The sequence below is a fragment of the Oscillospiraceae bacterium genome (genome assembly GCA_035353335.1).
GTDB lineage: Bacteria > Bacillota > Clostridia > Oscillospirales > JAKOTC01 > DAOPZJ01.
On the sequence record DAOPZJ010000049.1, the window covers coordinates 1 to 20551 of the forward strand.

Consider the following 20551-nt stretch of genomic DNA (forward strand, 5'->3'; position numbering starts at 1 on the left):
AAGGAGGACTGAAAATGTCCGATTTATTTGGACGTAAAAATCAAATCCCGATGATTATCGGTTTATCGGCTGTTAATGCATCTTATGATGAATATAGCAAACTCGATATACTTGGGTATCCTTTTAAATTCATTCAAAAACTCAATCCGGAGCGAAACAGTATAGGAAAGATACGCCAGTTTTACCCTCATATTCTATATGAGAAAAGGCAAAACGCTCAACTACATAGATACGGATTAGGTCCTTTTTGTCATTTTACAATTTCAAATGAATGGAGCGGTGTATGCGGGGTGTATGCAGTTTGCGATTCTCAACAACTGCTTTACATTGGACAGTGTATAGATTTGGCAAAGCGTTATAATAGCGGATACGGTAACATTTCACCACGTAATTGTTTTATAGGGGGTCAGCAGACAAACTGTAAAATAAACGCTATGGTTTTGAAAAAGTATCTGGAAGGTGGGGAAGTATATCTTTATTTTTATGAGACGAAAGATTTTGATCGGGTCGAACACAAGCTTATCAGTAGACTAACACCACCGCTTAACGAACGAGTTTGAATAAAGGAGTTGTAAAAAATGGGCAAGTATGGACAAATTGCGGTAAAAGCCGCGAAGTATATTCAAATGGGGAAAACGCCACGCGCAGCGTGGGAAACAGCGAGTTGTGAAGTTTTTGAACGTGGAAGTTCGTCGCAGGTAAAAGGTTGTCCGAAAAATGCTTTTATTGGTCTTTATGGGGGAAACGGAAAAAACGCTGAGTATGCTCAAAAGGCACTTGCATACTTGAAAACTCACCCAAGTAAAAACATAACAGAATTCGAATTATGGGAAATCGTTATGTCGGGAGTACAGAAAGCATATAATCATCAAATGGATGTGGTTCTTGCGTTATATAGAGAAGGTTTAATTTAAATTTCTTCGTGGCATTTGCTTTTTTATAAATTAAATCGTAATTTTATCTGTTCGGCAACCTGAGCGGCGGAAAGATTCGTATTGTCGATCTTGATATAATTCTCAAACGGAATCTCACCGTCGTTGCTGACGCAGCGGTGTTTGGCATCGTCATTGATCAACCGCTGATTGGAGATTTCAATGTCCCGTTTCGAAGCTTTATGCTTCAAACGGTTTTCGGTGGCGTTTCGCTGCAAACGGACTTCCTGCGGGGCGACCAGTTCAACATAATAAACCTCTGCGCCGTGTTGTTCAAAGAGTTCCCGGACATGCGCGATATAATCCCAGTCCGATTGCAAGTCAAACCCCCACATATAGGTGAAAATCAAGCCGTATGCGTCGGAGGCGGCGAATTCCTCGAAAATCACCTCACGCAGGCGCTTAATCGCGGTTCCGTTCAATTTCCCGAAAATTTCAAGAATCGGTTCGATGGTCATATGATTGTGAAACAGCCGCAGATCGGTGATTTTCATCAGTTCCTGTCCGACGGTCATTTTCCCGACCGCGCTGTCGCCGATTAAGATGACGAGTTTCATAATATAACCTCCTTTTAAGAAATCGGCGGCCTTTCAACGAAAGGCCGCACCTGTAGGGAAAGGTCTTGACCTTTCCGAGCGGACGAACAATGTTCGTTCGCACAAAGCATCTGCATTAATGCTGTTTAATGATAACATTTTCATTTTAAGTTAATGCGTATTGAAACGGTCATGTGAGCAGGTGAATGTTGTTCGTCCGCATTATGTGGTATGATTGAAGCAACCATAATTTTATTTTCTTATGGATTTGGAAATTGATAGCTTGTAAAAAATTTAATCCGACACAAATCGGAGGATTTTCGCGGGCGAACCCTTCGCCCGCTCGGAAAAGTCAAGACTTTTCCCTACAGGAACGCGGCGGGATGTGGGCATCCCGCCCTACTTATATTTTACACTTATATAAGCTCGTGCACGCTCTCGCGCTGTTGAAAGCGGATTTCGACGGTGCGGTCGATCGGGGAATCGTCGGTGCTGTAGATCGTGAACGCGTCTTTGGACTGCGGGACGCTGCCGCGCATGCTCGAATGATACAGATGGCTCGCGAACGCGCTGTCGATGATAATCTCAGGGCCCGCCGGGTGTTCGAGCCGAATCTCGCCGTGCTTGACCGTGATCTGATTGCCCGCGGCCGCCTCTGTGACGACGTCGTCGGTCTCGACGCGGCAATTCGGGGAGATCACGTATTCGAGCTTGAACGGCACTTCTTCGGTGCCTGATGTTGTGATATGCAGGCGCACGCCGTCCGGCAGATCGGTAAATTCGACGGTAAAATCGAGGTCACAGGGGTGGACGATGCCGCGCTTGTCATAGTCCAGATCGCTCCAGACCGAAGAGGTCGGGTTCTCAAACGGCAGTCGGTAATCGCCGTGGGAGTGAAAGGTCATCATAAATCCCGCCGCGGTCTTCTCCAGCTTTTGGGGCATGAATTGAGCGACCGCAAAGAAAGAGGCGCAGATACGCAGGTACATCTGAATTTCGCCGCATTTGATAAACATAAAGTTCGGGTTCAGAGCGATGATCGAATACGACCAAAAACCGTCTCTGCGGCGGTAGATGTCGGAGCCGGGGTAATATTTGCTGTAAGTCACCGGCACGGTGACGCCGGTGAGGTCGGGCTCGAATTCTTTGAGTTCCGGAATCAGCATATACAACCAAAGCGGTCCCGGAACGCCCTTACCGGTATAGACCGTGTCCTCAAAAATCTGTTCGGCGAATTTCAGATACCGCTTGTCATTAAACAGATAACCCGCCCACAGATAGAGGTGAAAATAGCTGTGTCCGGGATAAAACTTTCCGCTCGCGGCGCCCTCGCCCTTGTCTTTACGGCGGGAGTTCTGGGTGAAGATCGTGCCGTCCGGTTCGATGTAATTAAATAATAAATCCATGTTCTTTTTGACGTGCGGATAGAGTTCGGGCAGATTGCCCTCTTCGGCCATCATCAACAGGGCGTTGTCGTTGACGCCGTTGTACATGCCCGGCGAGCGCTCGGTGAATTCGCCGTCCTCGTCGATGTCGATTCCCTCGGCGAGGTATTTTTCGGCCTTTTCTTTCAGTTCCGGCCAGCCGAGGATGTTGTAGCAGCCGAGCAGAGCGGCGCTCTCGACCCAGCGGTGATTCGGGGTATGGAACCCGCCGTTCAGACAGCCGAGCGCCAGCTTTTCAAGCAGCTTTTCGATCCAGTCCAGGGTCTCTTCCTCTTCGGGAGAAGTCCCGCCGTATTTTGCAAAAATCTTATAGGCGCGGACGACCGCGTGCAGCTCAAAAGTCGCGGGCGTGAAAAAATTCGTGCAGCGGAAATCGGTCGTGCCGTCTTCGTGCGCTTTGGAGATGATGTATTCACAGGCGGAATTGCAGACCGGCAGCAGGGCTTTGTCGCGGTAGTGGCGGCTCTCGGGGCAGCAGTAGAGCACCGCCGCCGAATGCATCGTACCGATTTGGTAGTTCGGCTCGACAAGAAGAGCGGTGTCGGCGCGCCCGTTGTCATATTTGCTTTCGGGATTGCGGATGATATGGCTTAAAATACTCTCATAGCCGCGGTCGTTCGCCTCGACGATCTGACGGTAAAATTTCTTCATAAGATCATGCTCCTTCAAAGCTGTTTGCATCATTCTACCATATAAACGCGGAATTGCAAATACAGGTCTGTTATGTTAAAATCAAACCGGAACGAAACCTGTCTGAAAAGGGATGATCACTATGACGGATAAGTTAAAAATCGGTGTCTTCGGCGGCCGCAGAGGCCAGACCATGATCGACGTGCTGCTTGGGCATCCGGACGCAAAGTTGGTTGCGGTCTGCGATAAATTCGAGCCGCTTTTGGATAAAGTGCACGCGAAGGCGGCTGACAAAGGTACAGACGTCGCCTGTTATTCCGATTTTGACGCATTTCTCAAGCACGATATGGACGCTGTGGTGTTGGCCAATTACGCCAACGAGCACGCGACTTATGCAATCAAGTGCCTTGAGCACGGACTGCATGTGCTCAGCGAGGTGCTGCCCTGCGAGACGATGGCGCAGGCGGTCGCGCTGACCGAAGCGGTTGAAAAGAGCGGTAAGGTCTATGCCTACGCCGAGAATTACTGCTATATGAAGCATTCCTTCGAAATGTGGAAACGTTATCAAAACGGCGATATCGGCGAGATCATGTACGGCGAGGGCGAATATATCCACGACTGTTCGGGCATATGGCCTTCCATCACTTACGGTGAGCGTGAACATTGGCGCAACCTGATGCATTCCAACTTCTACTGCACCCATTCTCTCGGCCCGCTGCTGACGATTTCCGGGCTGCGCCCGGTCAGGGTGGTTGGGTTTGAAGTCCCGCCCGAGCAGTGCATGAAAGAACTCGGCGCGTGGAGCGGCGCGGGCATCGAGATGGTCACGCTCGAAAACGGCGCGGTGGTGAAAAGCGTTCACGGCCACCTCAAGCGCGAGCCGGGCAGCGTGACTTGCCAGGTCTACGGTCAAAAGGGTATGATGGAGAGCGGACGGTTCAAAACCCAGCCGCCTTTAAATGTATATCTCGAGGGCGATGAGCTGTGCAAAGGCGAGTGGGAAAATTATGACCCCGAACAGAACATCGCGGGTGAAGCGGCGAAGGAATTTACAAGCCACGGCGGCAGCGATTTTTACGCCACGCACTTTTTTATCGAAAAGATTCTCGGCAGACCCGACGGAAAATGGTCGATCGACGTTAACAAGGCGGTCGACATGGGCATCTGCGGGCTGCTTGCCTACCGTTCGGTGCTGAACGGAAACACGCCTGTCGAAGTGCCGAACCTGCGAAATAAAGCCGAGCGCGAAAAATGGCGCAATGACAACGCCTGCACCAATCCCGCGGTCGCGGGGGATCAATTGCTGCCGCGTTCTTCGTTCGGCGAGCCGGAGATATCGGATGGGGTTTATAAGCGGGTCAAAAAGTTGTGGCAGGAAGGCAAAAAAGCATAAAAAATGCACACTGCGAAAGGTGATTTATTATGAATTCACGCGAGCGCGCCGCGGCAGCGATGCGGTATCAAAAACCGGACAAAGTGCCGGTGGAATACCTCTGCACGCCGGTCGGGTTTTACGAGCACGGCGAAAAACTCAACGACCTTTACGCGACCATGCCGGGCGATTTCGGCCCGACGGAGCGCAAACCGATCCCGGTGCTCGGGCCGGAGCTCTTTGACAAAGAAGGGAAATATCACGAATTCCGACGTGACGGCTGGGGCATTTTGTGGGAATACCGCATCTACGGCGTCGCCGGAATTCCTTTCGAAAGGCCGCTTGCCGATCTTTCGAAGGTCTATGATTACAAATTCCCCGACCCGCCCAAAGCAGTCGGAGAACAGTTTGAAAAAGACTTTGCGGCAGGCATTGCGCACCGCGAACATTATTATCATCAAAGTCATGCGGGGTCGTTATTCGAGCTGATGCGCGAAATGTGCCATGACGAGGATGTCTATTGCGAGATCGCCGAGGACACCAAAGAGATCAATTTCCTGGCCGACAAACTCAGCGAATACGCCCGCGCGCGGGTCGAATACGCCGTTGCTTTGGGCGCGGACGGGGTCTCGTTCGGCGACGACTACGGTACCGAGCGGGCATTGATTTTGAGCCCTGAGATGTGGCGCAGCTTTTTCAAACCGCGTTTAAAATACATCTTCGAACCGGCTGTCAAAGCTGGGATGACGGTGCATTTTCACAGTTGCGGGCAGATCAGAGCCATCATAGAAGACCTCGCGGACGTCGGCGCGACCTCGATCTGGCCGCAATTGCCGGCTTACGATATGGCCGATCTGGCAGCGCTCTGCCGCAGTTTGAAGCTTGCGGTGGCGATTCACACCGACCGCGCCAACACCATGACTTTCGGAACGCCGCAGCAGGTGCGCGATCTTGTCAAGCGCGAATACGAGACTTTCAAAATGGCCGACGGCGGCTCATGGTTTTACATCGAAGCCGACAACGGCTTTCCTTACGAAAACCTCGAGGCGCTGGTCAACACGGTTCATGAGATCCGATAAAATAATGTAGGTTGTCATCCTGAGCGAAGTCGAAGGATCTTGGTACCCGAAAGCCATAATCCGTCCGAGATTCCTCCGGAGCGTCATGAAATGACGCTTTAGCGCCGCGCTTCGTTCGGAATGACAAAACCTAAAGTAGGGCGGGCTGCCCACAACCCGTCGATGCAGTGAAAAATGACTATCTCAATTCATAAAAAGGATCAGTAAACACGATATGGCGGATTTAAAAATCAACATTCCGAAATTCGCGGACGGCGATTGGATGCCGGTCGAGCATTCGGGGCGGGGAAAAGACATCTCTCCCGAAATTCGTTTATCGGGGATTGATGATAAAGCAGCGTCGATTGCAATTACGCTGGATGACGCATCCCATCCGTTTATTCCGAACTACAACCATTGGGTGATATGGAATTTGCCTGTCAGCGGCATGATTCCGGAAGGCGTTCCGAAGGGCGAAACGGTCGAAGCTTTGGGCGGAGCGAAACAGGGGATCGCCTACGGCAGACATCGTTATAAAGGCCCGAAACCGCCGTTCAAAGCGATCCATAGTTATGTCTTTACCGTTTATACTTTGGATTCGCCAATTGAAATATCTTCAAATTCAACCAAAAGGGACTTCTTGGCCGCCGCGCAGGGACATATTCTTCAAAAAGCGGTTTACACCGGCAAATTCCAAAGCCGACAATAATGATAAAAAACTCACCTGCCGGAGATTTTACTCTTCGGCAGGTGTTTTTCAGTCGTCCTTGCGAGGGGCTTCAGACCCGCGTCAAGCGCGAGGTAAAACCCTGCATATCTCCTCTGCAAAAACAGGGAGATTCCGGACCCGTCATTGCGAGCGAAGCGTGGCAATCCAGACAGATCAGCTTTTCACAAACCCGCATTTGCCGATGTCTTCGGAGACGCGGCATACTTCTTCGGACAGGCGAGTAAAAAGCTCGCCGTATTTCATCTTCTCCGCAAGCTTCATCGCGCCCGCCCGCATCGAAACCGGAATGTTTTCATTGCCGCAAAGCACGGTTTTGCCGTTTTGGCAAAGGACTTTCGAAGCGAATTCCGCGACGGCTTTTTCCCCGGTGAAATCGGTGAACAGGGCGAATTCGTCGCCGCCGATGCGGCAAAGCAGCATGCTGTCGTCGCACTGCTCATCGATTCGGCGCAGGCACTCGGCAATCACTTTGTCGCCCGCCAAACGGCCTTTTTCGGTGTTGACCGCGTGCAGTCCCGCGATATCAAAGCAGAGCACATATTTGCCCTCTTTGGCGCGGATATAGTCGTAAAGCTCGGTCATATCGAATTTTCTTCTATTCATAATGCAATCTCCTTCTGTATTCAACGTCAGTTTCGGAAATATCCCGGTGAATTTCCGGGTGTGTTTGAAGTTGGAGGGCGTGGTGTTCCAGACCTTATAAAAGGCTCGTGAGAAGACCTCGGGCGAGTTGTATTGATAATTCATTGCCGTGTCGAGGACGCTTGCACCCGCGAGCAGATCACGCGCAGCCAACGTCATGCGCCGCCGGGTGATGTAGTCCCCGACCGGGATTCGAAAGACATACCGAAACAGCTTTTGCAGATGGGACAGCGAACAGAAACAGGCCGAAGCGATGTCCTCCTGCGAAATTTCGTTTTTGATATTGTCTTCTATGTAGGCGAGTGAAACCGTCAAAACGCCGAGATCTCTGATACCGAACACCCCCGAGCAAATCCAAAAGTACTTTTGTGACTTTATTATAACATATTTCCCGGGAAAATCCTGATGTTTTGAGCACAAATAATTCCCCGGGGAAACCGTCAATTTTTTATTTCGGCTTGACCGACAGGATTATTATGGTATGATAAATACAAATAAAGGCACCGAGGAGTTTCATATGTTTAACTATCAAAACGTAAAACCGATTGACGACCCCAACAATAACACCGCCATCGGGCAATGCCCCTATTTTCCGGGGCCCGAGCGCAAAGGGTATGTCAATCTGCGTAAATATGCCGATGAGCTCACGATTTTAAAAAATCCCCACAAGGGCTGGTATTGGCACTATATCGACAACGGGTTTTTCAGGGGCGCATACCGTGAAGATCACGACCCGAACGACCGCTTGCTAGATTTTCCGGGTCTGAACCACCTCTATCTGCGCTTTGACTGGGGCGATATCGAGAAAGAAGAGGGTAAACTAGATTGGTCGTATATCGACAAGATCATGGACGAGTGGGAAAAATTCGACTACCGCTTCAGTCTGCGTATCTGCACCTACGAGGGCGACGGAAAAATGCCGTTTGCCACGCCGGAATATGTCTACAAGGCGGGTGCGCGCGGTTATGAGCTCTCCAACGGCCGCCTTGAACCTGATTACGGCGACCCTGTGTTTTTGGAAATGCTCTCGGCGTTTATGGCGAAAGTCGGTGGAAAATTTAATCATGACCCGCGCATCGAGCTGATCGACGTGGGCACCTTTGGCACCTGGGGCGAGGGGCATACCGCCGCCGGATCGATGAAGTTCTATCCGCTCGAAGTCATGAAAAAGCATATCGATCTGCATAAAGACAATTTCCCCGATAAACCGGTTTTATTGAACGACGACCACATCAACGCCCGCTGGGATGTCGGCAAAGCCGACAATCTGGCGCTGCTCGATTACGCCGTCGAAAAAAAGCTCGGCCTTGACGACGACTCGGTCTGCGTGAGCTGCTATTCGGGCAAGCGGACTTATAACACGCTGCGCACCCCGTGGATGTTCGAACGGTTTTGGAAAAACGGCCCGATCGTGCTGGAGTTTGAGCATTATCACATGGTCAAGCCAACGGTGTTCAAGGGCGGCTATCCGTTTTTGGACGCGCTCAGAACCGCCCACGCGACCTTTGCGGGCTTTCACGGCTATCCGCGCCCGTGGCTGGAACGCGAGCCATATCTGACCGAGTACGCAGCCAACCGCCTTGGCTATTGGTATTTTATCAACGGCGTCGAAAAAGACGGCGAAACGGTGAAACTCTACCTCGAAAACCGGGGTTTCGGCAAGTCCTATCACAAATTTGATCTGATCGCCCGACTGAACGCAGACGGCATACAGAAAGACATTCAAATCCCCGCCGACAACCGCGATTGGCTGCCCGGCGAGGAAATCTGCGTCGAATTCACATTGCCTAAGGAAATAAAAACGAACTTCAACCTCTCGCTCGGCCTGTTCGAAAACACCCGCCCGATCGAATTTGCATTTGACAAAAAGCGGTACAAAGAGGGTTTTTACGAGCTTTGCAATTTTTAAATAACCGAACGTTCTTTGTAGGGGTCGGCATCCTTGACGACCCGGCGGGCTGTTCGCCCGCGCAAGGCATTCGCATTAATTTTGTTTTTTGGTGATATCGTTAAATTAACGTCTCGGGGATGATTAATAAAATCGGGTGATCGGGCGACTGTTTACATAATTACGATTCGACAAAATACTGAGGTGATATTTTTGGAAGATCGATTAAAAAGCATTCTTGAGGATTATTCCGGCAGAGTAAAATCGCTGTTGAGCAATGATCTGATCGGTATTTATTTAACCGGTTCTATCGCGCTTGACGGTTATCATGACGGGAAAAGCGATATTGATTTTACTGTCGTCATGAAACAACCGTTAGACGAACGGCAAATTTCCGAACTGAAAACAATTCATCGGGAGATTTTAAAAAAGTACCCGAAAAATCTGTTTGAGGGGCATTATATCACCCCGGATGTGTTCGGTAAGTCGATCGATGAAACCGAGCCGTTTGTTTCGTATCATGATGGGAGAATGACAAAAGATTATCAAGGGATCAATATCGTCACTTGGTTTACGCTGAAAAAGTACGGAGTTACGGTTTGCGGTTTACCTGTAAATGACCTTCACTTCGATGCCCCCGAAGAAGAATTATTAAAATACGTCATCAATAACGTTAACACCTATTGGGCGCAATGGTTTTCACAAGCGTCTAAAATAATATCAAAAAGAAGTATCTATGCATTGTCAAAACAAGCGGTTGAATGGTGTGTATCGGGGCTGTCACGGATATACTATACATTATCCGAAAAAGACATCACTTCAAAAGATCAGGCGCTCGGGTATGCTTTGCGTCATGCTTCGAGACAATATGAAAGGATCATCAAAGAGGCGCAATATATTCGAACCGGCTGCGGTCTGAAGCAGTATCTTTCGTGTATGAAACGGCGTAAAGAGATGATTCGATATATGGATTATATGATTGGGGAATGTAATAAAATATATATTCCAAAACTATAAAACATTATGGGAGATTGTAATGAAAACAAAAAAAGTATTCCTATTGATAATCCTTGTTGCCCTCTTTTCTTTCTTGATATCTTGTGGAAGCGATACAAAAGAAGTAAAAGAAATACCGAAGGGATTTATTAAATTGAGTTCAAGAGGAAATTATCCTAAAAACAGCTTGAGTTATATATTCGAGGAAAATCAAGTTCTATTTTATGATGCCGATGGGACTTGTATTTATCAATCGGAGCTTAGTAAAAGCGACTTCATTGTCAAGTACCAAGATGAGTATTATGTCAATGAAGAAAAGTACATTGAGTTATTTGACTTGGTAACCGATTCAGAAGTTGTTAGAAACTTACCATCGGGTTTTGTTAACTTAAGAACCGCGGGTGAGATGGATGAAAACTCTTTTTTAAGTTATAGGTTTGGGGAAACAGATATTTCGTTTTTTGTTGCAGGAGATTGCATCTATCAAACAGAGTTGAGTAACAGTGATTTTATTGTCATTTATCATTATGAATATTATATCAATTATGAGAAGTATTCACGCCTTGTAAAAGCAGCAGTCGCAAAAATTGTATCCTCAACCGCCATCGCCGTTGTCCCAACAAAACCTGCAGAATTTGTTCCCTTACAAACAGAATTGGATGAACTCCAAAATGGTCATAATGTTTTCTTTTTTGAAACAGGTGTTTCATTTTATAATGCTGATGGGGTAGGAATATATGGGGCAGCCATAAATGATCCGGAATTTCTCGTTTTATATAATGATGGGTATTATGTCAATAAAGAGAAATTTCAAGAAATAGTTGAAATAGCGGACAAAATTGTCGAACAGCGTGATAAAATATACAGCTTAGGAGAAGAAGTAAAATTACCCCAAGGATATACTCATTATGTAGATGGATATCCTGTTTTCCCTCAAGGTTATACTATTAAAATCAACGAATTAAAAAAAGATACCGATAATGATACCCTAAATCTGATAAAATTCTCAGTAACTCCAACTGTTTCAGAAAATAATAAAAAGAAGATGTTTGACTATATTGAAACAGACAAGGGGACAATTATCAGGGATTTTAATTTCACCGGTGCAGACGAAGTTTGGGTAAAAGTACCTCAGGGCGAAAAGATTAATATGATTTTTGTCAAAAGTCCCGATTATCCCAAAGCTATCCGAAAAATCAACGTCTCATAACTATCCTGATTAATGAAACATGTCTCAAATCACCTGGAACAAATAAAACTTCAAATAATCCGTCTCGGGGACGGTGAGCAGAATCGGGTGGTCGGGCGACTGTTTGCGCGCCTCGATCAATTTTAATGTGACATTCGCGTCCGAAGCTGCGGTCAGCAGCGTCTGAACGAACAGGTCCGCGGTCATAAAATGCGAACACGAGCAGGTGGCCAGATAGCCGCCGCGCGGCAGGAGTTTCATCGCCGCGCTGTTGATCTCGCGGTAGCCCTTTTCCGCGCCCGAAACGGTTTTGCAATTTTGTTTCAGCAAATAAAAGTCGTTAGATTAATTGTAGATAAATGGCTAAAAGACCTTGAAAATAATGTATTAACATGCTATAATGTGGTCATAAATATTGTCGAGGTGATTTTTATGATTCGCACCGCTTTAAAAGAACTTGAAAAATGGAAAGAAAAGAAAAACAAAAAACCGCTTATCATCAGAGGAGCCCGTCAGGTCGGAAAAACATGGCTGATGAAAGAATTCGGTAAAACAAATTATAAAGAAACGCTCTACATCAGCTTTGATAATAATCCGCAGATAAAAGAATTGTTTGAAAGCGACATGAAAATTGACCGGATTATTACAGGCCTTGAATTGTATTCGGGACACAAAATCGATCCTTTGAACACGCTTCTTATTTTTGATGAGATACAGGAAGTTCCGAAAGCGCTAGGTTCATTGAAATACTTCAATGAAAATGCCCCGGAATATCAAATTATTTGCGCCGGGTCTTTGCTTGGCGTTGCGCTTCATCAGGGGACTTCATTTCCTGTGGGCAAAGTGGATTTTTTGGACTTATATCCGCTGTCATTTACGGAGTTCATGCAGGCGTTGGGTAAGGAACAGTTTATTGAGCTTCTTCAAAAAGACGATTTTGCCATGGCGACCGCTTTTAAGCAGGAATATATCGACTTGCTAAAATATTATTACTATGTCGGCGGAATGCCCGAAGCAGTGCAGGCATTTGCAGATAACCGTGATTTTAATGAAGCGCGGGAAATACAGCGGCGTATATTAACCGCATATGAACAGGATTTTTCTAAGCACGCTCCGAACGATGTTGTACCGCGCATTCGCATGATTTGGAACAGTATTCCGGCGCAGCTCACCCGTGAAAACAAGAAGTTTCTTTACGGGCTTGTCAAAGAGGGCGGCAGGGCCAAAGATTTCGAACTCGCTCTTCTGTGGCTCTATGACTGCGGTTTGGTGCATAAAGTGTATCGAGTGACAACACCGAATTTACCGCTTAAGGCCTATGAGGATTTAAAAGCATTCAAGTTGTTTCTTGTTGATGTGGGCTTGCTTTCCTGCATGGTGCGGCTTCGTCAGGACACATTGATTGACGGCAACACATTATTTAAGGAGTTTAAAGGCGCGCTTACAGAACAATATGTATTGCAGCAATTTAAAACAATGCCGGAATTGGAGTCCTATTACTGGTCGAACGACAGCGGGACTGCCGAGGTTGATTTTATAGTAGATAATGGCAATGAAGTAATTCCGGTTGAGGTTAAAGCTGAAGTGAATTTGCAGGCAAAAAGTTTAAAAGTTTATCGAGATAAATATAATCCAAAGTTATCTGTGCGTACTTCAATGGCGGATTATAAAAAAGAAAATTGGCTGCTTAATTTGCCTTTGTGGGCAATAGGAACTTTGAAATACGATACGATTCATTCCCCGTCTTCGCGTCAAATTACTTGGAACAAATAAAACTTCAAATAATCCGTCTCGGGGACGGTGAGCAGAATCGGGTGGTCGGGCGACTGTTTGCGCGCCTCGATCAATTTTAATGTGACATTCGCGTCCGAAGCTGCGGTCAGCAGCGTCTGAACGAACAGGTCCGCGGTCATAAAATGCGAACACGAGCAGGTGGCCAGATAGCCGCCGCGCGGCAGGAGTTTCATCGCCGCGCTGTTGATCTCGCGGTAGCCCTTTTCCGCGCCCGCAACCGTCTTGCGGCTCTTGGTGAACGCGGGCGGGTCGAGGATGATCAGGTCGTAATCCGCCTGCCGGGTATGCCCGGCTTGCTGTTCGCGCAGTTTCGGCAGCAGATCGAACACATCGGCGCAGATAAAATCCATTTTGCCGGACAGGCTGTTTTTTTCGGCGTTTCGTTTTGCCAGTTCAAGCGCCGATTCCGAAACATCGACCGCCGTGGCGTGCGTTGCCCCGCCCATCAGCGCGTTCATCCCAAATGACCCGGTGTGGGTGAAACAGTCGAGCACCTTTCGCCCTTTTGCGATGCGGGCGAGAGCGGCGCGGTTATATTTTTGGTCGAGGAAAAAGCCGGTTTTCTGCCCGTTTTCCACATCGACCGCGTATTTTATGCCGTTTTCGGTGATCTCGGTGACGGCGCTTTCGGGGTGCGAAATAAAATCGCCCTTATTTTCATACCAACCCTTGCGCAGCGGCAGCCCCTCCAGCTCGCGAATCGCCACGTCGTCGCGCTCGAAAATACCCGAGACAGCCACGCCGTACCCGTTCAAAATCTTCACGAGTTCGCGATAGATCATGTCCTTGCGCTGTTCCATACCAAACGATAAAATTTGGCTGACCAGAATGTCATTGTAGCGGTCAATCGTCAGACCGGGCAGGCCGTCGGCCTCGCCGAAAACCAGTCGGCAGCATGAAAAATCATCCCGCATGACCGTGATGCGGTAATCGATCGCATACTTTAAACGGCGCGAAAAAAATTCGTCGCCGAAAGTCTCGTTGGCGTTCGCGGCAAGCACCCGGATTCGGATTTTGCTTTTTTCGCTTAAAAGCCCGGTGCCCAAATAGGTGCCTTTTTCGGAGAGCACATCGATCAACCCGCCGTTTTCGCAAGTCCCCACGACGTTGGTGATCTCCTCGCCATAGACCCACGGATGGCCGTTTCGCAATGCCGTTTCGGCCTTTCTCGTGACTGTTGCCGCCGGGAATCTCCGCTCTGTCTTCATCGGTTTTTCACCTCTTGCACGACTTCATGCACAATCTTTTGAATCAACGTGATTTTGTCCGAATTTGCCCCGTCCGGCGCAAAGGAATTTTTCGTGATGTCGCCGCCGAGCAAAAACTCATACCAAACGGCGGCGGCGGCATATCTGCCGTAAACATAGTCCAGGTGAAACCCGTCTCTGCAAAGCGAAAGCCCACCGTTCGGGTAGTCGAATTCGGGGGTCTTGCGCAGCCGCCGGATCGCGTCGCCGCAAGGAATAATCGGAACTTCGTTATGAGTTGCGCCGCGTTTAGAGCCGATGCGTTTTGCCGCCACGGCGGTTGCGGCCTCGATGGCATTCGCCATCTTATCCCGGTCGCAGCCGTAATTCGCGAAACCGGAATGGGTCGAATCGATCTCATAAGCCCAGGTGCGGTGGAAAATCTGCTTTGCCTTCGGTTTCAGTTTTCGCACATAGACCGAGAGTTCGGCAAGCCACGGAAAATACGAATCGATCAGACCGCTTTCATGGCTGACCTGCTGCATCGTCACAATATCCCACTCGTCTTCAAACAGCGCCCGCCGGATGGAAACCGGTCTCCCGGTCGGAACGCCGTTTAACTGATATTCATACGCCGCGGCGTCGTTTTGGATGTTTTCGTAATGCCGTTTAAGCGAACAGCCGCCGATATAGAGGTTTACGACCTTGGTCTCAATCCCGCCGGCATCTGCAATCTCATGCAGATAACGGGTGGCGTCCTCGGAAAAGCTGTTTCCGATCGCAAGTATTTTTATCACTTTTTAAAATACCCTTTCAATTTATCTTCAAGCAGTCCCATCATCAGACCCGAACAAATTTCGGCGACCGTCCAGCCCGATTCCATCGCCCACGGTCCCCAGCCGATGTCGTTCGGAAGCGCGAAGACCTCCATGCGCTTGACGTCCAAGGCCCGGGTCCAGCCGCCGTCGATTTGTTTGTTCGCGCTGTGAATCTGGGCGCTGACCATAAATCCGGCGATGCCTTTCCAGAGATCCTTGAAATAAGAGTCGCCCGTGATAAAATACGCCTGAATGAATGCGGACGGCAGCCAGTTCAACGAATAGAGCATATCGACGACCGGGTCGCCGTTTTTCGTGAGCAACGAACACTCGCCGCCATTGACCGAGTAACGGTGTGCCTTGTACCCCTCGTCCCATTCGATATACGCGCCGCTTCTATGCCGCATAGGTTGCAAATCGGATGCCACTTGATACAGCCACGCTTTGTGTTTTTCCTCGCCCGTCACCCAGTATAAATACGCAAGCGGTAAAATCATGCGGCAAAGTTCCTGCGTCTGGCTGTGCTCGCGCCGGGTGTTCGGATAAACGGCCATCAGCGCTTCCAGCCCTCTGACGGCAACGTTCTTGTATTCTGCTATCCCGGTCAGTTTATTAGCGAGCAGCAGCGCAGCCCAGTAGTATCCGTTATAGTGTGTGCTCGGGAAATTTCCGGGCGTGCTGTGCAGCCGCTCAACCTCCTGCGGCGTCAGGTCCACATTGTCGGTTCTGGATTTGCGCATACCGTCGGTGCCTGTGGTTCTCACGAGAAAATTCAACGCCCGGGCGCAGTCGGGCAGGTGTGTATCGTTTTTCAAAATCAGGCATTTGAACAGCTGCGGCAGAATCGCTCTCGCCACATCGTCCTGATAGCAGACGCCCCAGCCGGTGTCCGTCCAGCGCGTCATGCCCTCAAAAAGACCTTTGTCTTTGATTTGAAAACAGTCAAAGCAAAAGTCAAGCAGATTGTCCGAGACCGCAAGATCTTCGGCTCGGTTACGGAGTAAATAATTCAAAAAGTAGGGCAGGGCGGTCTCACCGCTGCAGTCGTCGCGCACGCCCGTTAACATCCGTTGGTTTCCGTCGGCGTCGATCTCAGTCGCCATGCCCTCCTTCACGCCTTCTTTTCCGTCTTGAATCAAAATTCCGGCATTTTTAAACCAGTTGATACCCTTGTCAATGCACGTATATAAACGCTTTTCAAACTCAATTGATTTCGGGTCGGCGGTCAGCAGTTCATAGGGCTTTTCGAGGCCGTCAAACAACGTTTCACCGGCAGGCTGTCCGAGCAGCCATTCGACGATATAGCGGACGACCGAAAGCCATCTGTCACGGGGAGAAAACCGGCTGCGATTAAAATTCGAAATCCGGAACGAGCAGAGCAGCAGATTGTCCTTTTCAAGCCATAATCCGCGTTCATAGACGTTTTTATACGTTTCTTCGGTCACGGTCATATGCTCATGTGTGTTTTCGCGGACATACTGCAATAAAGGTTTTATATTACTGCGTGAAAACCACGGCTTGACTCTGGTGCCGCACTGGTCGTCCAGAATGTCACCTGGCGTAAGTCCAGGCAGAGACTCCGTACAGACAAGGCGGTCGACCCGCGTCAGCGACGGCTCCTGGCAATACACATCGCCGATGCTGCCGCAGAATTCCGAGAACACCTTTTTGCCCGCCGCGATCTGCTTTTCAATCAGCAGACGCATTCTCGCGGGGAAAACCAGCGGCGTGCCCGCCGCGCCGCCGAGTACGGCAAAAGCCCCGCAGCGGTCAAGACCCTCTTCGGTCAGCTCATCGGGCTTAAAAATCTCCAAAGCAGGGCAGGCGTTTTTTAACACCTCAAGCAAATCATTGTCTTTCGCGCAAATCACACCGAGTTTCTTCTCTGTCATAGTAATCCTCCCGCAGGCAGTGAATAAATTTACAAAGAATCAAATAAACTCCGGTAAAAATCACACCGTTCAAAGAATCGGTGAGCTTCATTATAGCGTAACAAAAGGGTTTATTCAACTTTTGCCGCAAAATATTATTGTTTTATGCTTGATTAAACCTGATTTTTATGTTAAAATCCGTATTTAAGAATTGGCGATATCTCAAAATTCTGCCAATCTTTGCATAAAACCGGGATGTGTTATAAAAAACAGATCTGAAACATCAGGGAAACTCCCTGAAATTCTGTTATTATAAGAACAGAGATCCCTTTTTCGCAACGACAATAACGAACGGAGTTTGAAAGTTGATGAATGACGCGCTGTATGTGACCATCAATGCCATCGGCACTATGCTGCTTTTATTGATGCTCTTCAATTTCGGTTCGAGAAACGTCATCAGCAAAGGACTCGACGACAGAATATTCACCATCATGCTCTGGGTCAATATGTTTTTATTGATTACCGACACCGTGATGTGGTTATTGAACGGCAATCTCTCTCCACTTGCGGGAGCCGTCCTGCGCATAGACACGGTTTTGTATTATATTTCGCAGCCGCTGATCTGCTTAATCTGGTTCATTTATTGTGAACTGAAACTCAATGTCGACATGCGCAAAATCATCCGGCAGCTGCCCTGGCTCAGTATTCCGACAGTCGCCGCGGCAGCTCTGACGGTCGCCAGTTTGTTCAAACCGCTGTTTTTTTATATCGGCGCGGATAACGTTTATCAACGGGCGGATTTGTTCTTTTTGGGATTCGGATTGCCGCTGTTATATATCTTCGGCGTCTATTTCATCATGCTGCGAATGGTACTCAAAGACCCAAAGACGCCAAAGCGGGAAACCATCCGTTTCTTATATCTCTATCCGATTCTTCCGGTGGTCTGCGCGGTGATTCAATGGCTGTTTTACGGCGTCACGATCCTCTGGATCGGCTCGGTCATCTCGCTGCTGATCATCTATTTCAATCTGCAAAACACGCTAATCACGACGGACGTTCTGACCGGCCTCAGCAACCGACGCCGGTTCGAAACCTACATCGAGAGCAAGCTGAGCGCTCCGATCCGCCATCCGCTGCTGTTCGCGCTGATGATCGACATCGATAAATTCAGAGACATCAACAACAAATTCGGCCATATCATGGGTGATGAAGCCCTTAAAAACGTCGCGGAGATCATCAAAGCGGCCGTCAGCCGGGAGGATTTTATCGCCCGGGTCGGCGGAGAGGAGTTCGTCGTCATCGGCGAACGGGACAATCCGGAACTCGCTTTCAAAACCATGCAGGCCATCAAAGACGAGACCCTGCAATTTAACGAGAAAAAAACAGCCCCGTACATACTCTCCATGAGCATCGGATACGCGTTCATCAAAAACGGGGAACGCCGCACGGCGGACGAAATCATCAAAGAAGCCGATAAAAGGATGTATAACGAAAAAAACCGCGTCGACGCGGAGGTATAATAAGCCGTTATCCGGCTGACTGAATTTTATCGACGAACCTTCGGGATTCAATTTGCTACCGGAAAAACAGTGATACAATTCAAAATATTTAAGAGGGAGAAAAGCGGTTTCACGCCGGTTTTTTTATATGAGATTTATTTTATCGTTTGCAGCGTTTCTCTTTATGTTAGTGACGCTCTTTTTGGGCATCTTTGTGGTCAAGATCATTCTGAAAGCCCTTTTCTTTGCGCTGGCGGTGATTTTATTGATCGGGTTTATCGTCATGCTGGCAAAGCGTTATTAATAAGTTACCGCAGAAAACAAAAGCCCTCTCCGAAACTGTATGACGCAGGGCAGGAGGGGACTTTATTCATGAATAATAACGGCAGTTTTTTCTTTAAAAGTCATATTCCATACCGTCGTATGAGACGAGGAGGCCTTCTTTTTCGGCGATTGCGGCCATATCGTCGTAGAGCGCGTTTTCGGCGTTATGCGAAAAATGATTGAGGCAGAACACCGTGTTTTCGCCGGCGGCACCGAGGCCTGTCAGCAGTTCGCGAAATTTCCGGTTTCTTTCGAGATCCATATGTCCGCGGTAATCGATGGGTTTTGTCCCGTTGGTGCAATCCAAGGACACGAAATCAAAACGCCAGCCCCTGTTTTTGATAAAATTCCAGACGTCATCGTCGAAGATGTCGGTGTCATGGGCATAGAGCAGGGCTTTTTGACCGCTTTCGATGACATAGACATAGGGGTGCTGTGTGCCGTGTGCCGCCTCGAAAGGCGTGATCAGACAACCCTCCGCTTCAAAAGTCACGCGCGGGGCGGCGGTATGCACGCGAATGAGATTCGGGCTGTTTTCGGGCCATTTCTCCACGTGATTTTCAATTTCCGGCCGGATATCTTCCGAGCCGTAGATGTCGAGGGGCTTGCAGTCGTCGATGTGCGCGAATCCGGGCCTGCGCATCGCCAGGTCGGCGGGATAAAAATGGTCGCTGTGGGTGTGCGTGACCAATAATGTGGAAATACATGCGTAATCTATGGCATTATCAATCATATGCATATAGGTGTCGGCCGGCCAGTCGATGAGGATTTTATTATTGACGAGCGCCTGCGAACGGGAGCGGAGATTGTGTCCGCCGAGTTCGCGGGCTCTTCGGCAATTCTCGCAGTGGCAAAACAGCCCCGGTATGCCCTCAGCCGCCGCGGTTCCGAGATATTTGATCTGCATGGATTTCGGGTCCTCCGTCTTTTGAGATAAAGACATTTTGCGCCCGTTCCGTCTCTTTGTCAAGCCGGCTTAACGTATTTTCCCAAAAAAGCTGATAAATGTCAAAAAACTATTGTATTAAAATTTGCGTTGTGTTAAAAACAAGCTAAGCTAATTTAGAAAGGAGCGTAAACAATATGGGAAAATTCCTGGCAAAAAAGACAGGTACCGGATTTAAATTCGATCTGCTGGCGGGCAACGGAGAAGTCATTGCGACTTCCGAGGTCTATTCGGGCGAAGAAACCTGTCACAACGGCATCGAAAGCGTCCGCAAAAACGCGGCCATCGCCAATCTGGAAGACCAGACAACCGACCCCGTGAAGACGGCGGTGAATCCCAAATTTGAACTTTATCTGGACAAAGCCAAAGAGTACCGCTTCCGTCTGAAAGCCCGCAACGGCGAGATCATTGCGACTTCCGAGGGTTACAAAGCGAAGGCGAGCGCAATGAACGGCATCGAGAGCGTCCGCAGGAACGCGCCGGATGCCAAAGTGGAAAAGACCTATTGAGGCAGCGTTATGGATATCAAGGCAAAGATTGACGAGATTGTCGCTAAAATCAAATCGGATAAGACGTTTTCCGCAAAATTTGCCGACAATCCGATCAAAGCGGTTGAATCCGTTCTCGGCGTCGATCTGCCTGACGACAAGATCAAAGCGCTTGTCGACGGAGTAAAAGCCAAGCTTGCGGCCGG

Annotated in this window: 19 protein-coding genes and 1 pseudogene; 12 read left to right on the top strand and 8 right to left on the bottom strand. The window is 48.8% G+C overall.

The features are described from left to right. Positions 1-560: GIY-YIG nuclease family protein (locus PKH29_09850; GenBank protein HNX15136.1), on the top strand; the 560-nt coding region annotated here is incomplete at its 5' end. A gap of 18 nt (positions 561-578) precedes the next feature. After that, a complete protein-coding gene (locus tag PKH29_09855) occupies positions 579-914 on the top strand; it encodes a hypothetical protein (protein ID HNX15137.1) in 336 nt (111 codons plus the stop codon). A 23-nt stretch (positions 915-937) separates the two neighbouring features. On the opposite strand, the gene PKH29_09860 is transcribed toward PKH29_09855, so the two are convergent. Further along, positions 938-1489, bottom strand: a complete 552-nt coding sequence (locus PKH29_09860; GenBank protein ID HNX15138.1) for an AAA family ATPase — start codon at positions 1487-1489, stop codon at positions 938-940. A 395-nt stretch (positions 1490-1884) separates the two neighbouring features. Continuing rightward, the gene (locus PKH29_09865; protein HNX15139.1) at positions 1885-3564 is read right to left on the bottom strand and encodes a hypothetical protein; all 1680 of its coding nucleotides are present in this window, start codon (positions 3562-3564) and stop codon (positions 1885-1887) included. 121 nt (positions 3565-3685) lie between these two features. On the opposite strand from PKH29_09865, the gene PKH29_09870 reads away from it, so the two are divergent. The 3 genes from PKH29_09870 (at position 3686) to PKH29_09880 (ending at position 6682) form a co-directional block, all read left to right on the top strand. After that, positions 3686-4936 carry a Gfo/Idh/MocA family oxidoreductase gene (locus PKH29_09870; protein HNX15140.1) on the top strand — a complete coding sequence of 417 codons (1251 nt, stop codon included), beginning with the start codon at positions 3686-3688 and terminating at the stop codon, positions 4934-4936. A 29-nt stretch (positions 4937-4965) separates the two neighbouring features. Beyond that, on the top strand, positions 4966-5994 hold the full coding sequence (locus PKH29_09875; GenBank protein ID HNX15141.1) for a uroporphyrinogen decarboxylase family protein: 1029 nt from the start codon (positions 4966-4968) through the stop codon (positions 5992-5994). A 214-nt stretch (positions 5995-6208) separates the two neighbouring features. Then, positions 6209-6682, top strand: a complete 474-nt coding sequence (locus tag PKH29_09880; GenBank protein HNX15142.1) for a YbhB/YbcL family Raf kinase inhibitor-like protein — start codon at positions 6209-6211, stop codon at positions 6680-6682. 174 nt (positions 6683-6856) lie between these two features. On the opposite strand, the gene PKH29_09885 is transcribed toward PKH29_09880, so the two are convergent. Further along, positions 6857-7660 (bottom strand): helix-turn-helix domain-containing protein, encoded by an 804-nt coding sequence (locus PKH29_09885; protein ID HNX15143.1) that lies wholly within the window; start codon positions 7658-7660, stop codon positions 6857-6859. 166 nt (positions 7661-7826) lie between these two features. Here PKH29_09885 and PKH29_09890 point away from each other — a divergent pair, with 166 nt between their 5' ends. From PKH29_09890 to PKH29_09900, 3 genes are all read left to right on the top strand, one after another. Further along, on the top strand, positions 7827-9254 hold the full coding sequence (locus PKH29_09890) for a DUF4832 domain-containing protein (GenBank protein ID HNX15144.1): 1428 nt from the start codon (positions 7827-7829) through the stop codon (positions 9252-9254). Positions 9255-9446: 192 nt separating this feature from the next. Continuing rightward, entirely contained in the window at positions 9447-10250 is an 804-nt protein-coding gene (locus PKH29_09895) for a DUF4111 domain-containing protein (protein ID HNX15145.1), read from the top strand. 19 nt (positions 10251-10269) lie between these two features. Further along, the gene (locus tag PKH29_09900; protein ID HNX15146.1) at positions 10270-11439 is read left to right on the top strand and encodes a hypothetical protein; all 1170 of its coding nucleotides are present in this window, start codon (positions 10270-10272) and stop codon (positions 11437-11439) included. 24 nt (positions 11440-11463) lie between these two features. On the opposite strand, the pseudogene PKH29_09905 reads toward PKH29_09900, so the two are convergent. After that, positions 11464-11739, bottom strand: a pseudogene (locus PKH29_09905) (rRNA large subunit methyltransferase I). A gap of 111 nt (positions 11740-11850) precedes the next feature. Here PKH29_09905 and PKH29_09910 point away from each other — a divergent pair. After that, a complete protein-coding gene (locus PKH29_09910) occupies positions 11851-13191 on the top strand; it encodes an ATP-binding protein (GenBank protein HNX15147.1) in 1341 nt (446 codons plus the stop codon). Here PKH29_09910 and PKH29_09915 read toward each other — a convergent pair. The 3 genes from PKH29_09915 to PKH29_09925 are packed head-to-tail and all read right to left on the bottom strand — an operon-like array spanning position 13170 to position 17109. Next, positions 13170-14420, bottom strand: coding sequence for a class I SAM-dependent rRNA methyltransferase (locus tag PKH29_09915; protein ID HNX15148.1), 1251 nt, complete (start codon positions 14418-14420; stop codon positions 13170-13172). The two genes, PKH29_09910 and PKH29_09915, sit on opposite strands and share 22 nt — an antisense overlap. Further along, positions 14417-15196, bottom strand: coding sequence for a DUF4886 domain-containing protein (locus tag PKH29_09920; GenBank protein ID HNX15149.1), 780 nt, complete (start codon positions 15194-15196; stop codon positions 14417-14419). Before PKH29_09920 ends, PKH29_09915 begins: the two co-directional genes overlap by 4 nt. Further along, on the bottom strand, positions 15193-17109 hold the full coding sequence (locus PKH29_09925) for a hypothetical protein (GenBank protein HNX15150.1): 1917 nt from the start codon (positions 17107-17109) through the stop codon (positions 15193-15195). Before PKH29_09925 ends, PKH29_09920 begins: the two co-directional genes overlap by 4 nt. A 347-nt stretch (positions 17110-17456) precedes the next feature. On the opposite strand from PKH29_09925, the gene PKH29_09930 reads away from it, so the two are divergent. Both PKH29_09930 and PKH29_09935 read left to right on the top strand, forming a co-directional pair. Continuing rightward, entirely contained in the window at positions 17457-18608 is a 1152-nt protein-coding gene (locus PKH29_09930; protein ID HNX15151.1) for a GGDEF domain-containing protein, read from the top strand. Positions 18609-18735: 127 nt separating this feature from the next. Next, positions 18736-18891 (top strand): hypothetical protein, encoded by a 156-nt coding sequence (locus PKH29_09935; GenBank protein ID HNX15152.1) that lies wholly within the window; start codon positions 18736-18738, stop codon positions 18889-18891. Between the two features lie 93 nt (positions 18892-18984). Here the strand turns inward: PKH29_09935 and PKH29_09940 are convergent, their stop codons facing one another. Then, positions 18985-19854 carry an MBL fold metallo-hydrolase gene (locus PKH29_09940; protein ID HNX15153.1) on the bottom strand — a complete coding sequence of 290 codons (870 nt, stop codon included), beginning with the start codon at positions 19852-19854 and terminating at the stop codon, positions 18985-18987. A 140-nt stretch (positions 19855-19994) separates the two neighbouring features. On the opposite strand from PKH29_09940, the gene PKH29_09945 reads away from it, so the two are divergent. Then, on the top strand, positions 19995-20366 hold the full coding sequence (locus PKH29_09945; GenBank protein HNX15154.1) for a YegP family protein: 372 nt from the start codon (positions 19995-19997) through the stop codon (positions 20364-20366). Positions 20367-20551 lie beyond the last annotated feature (185 nt).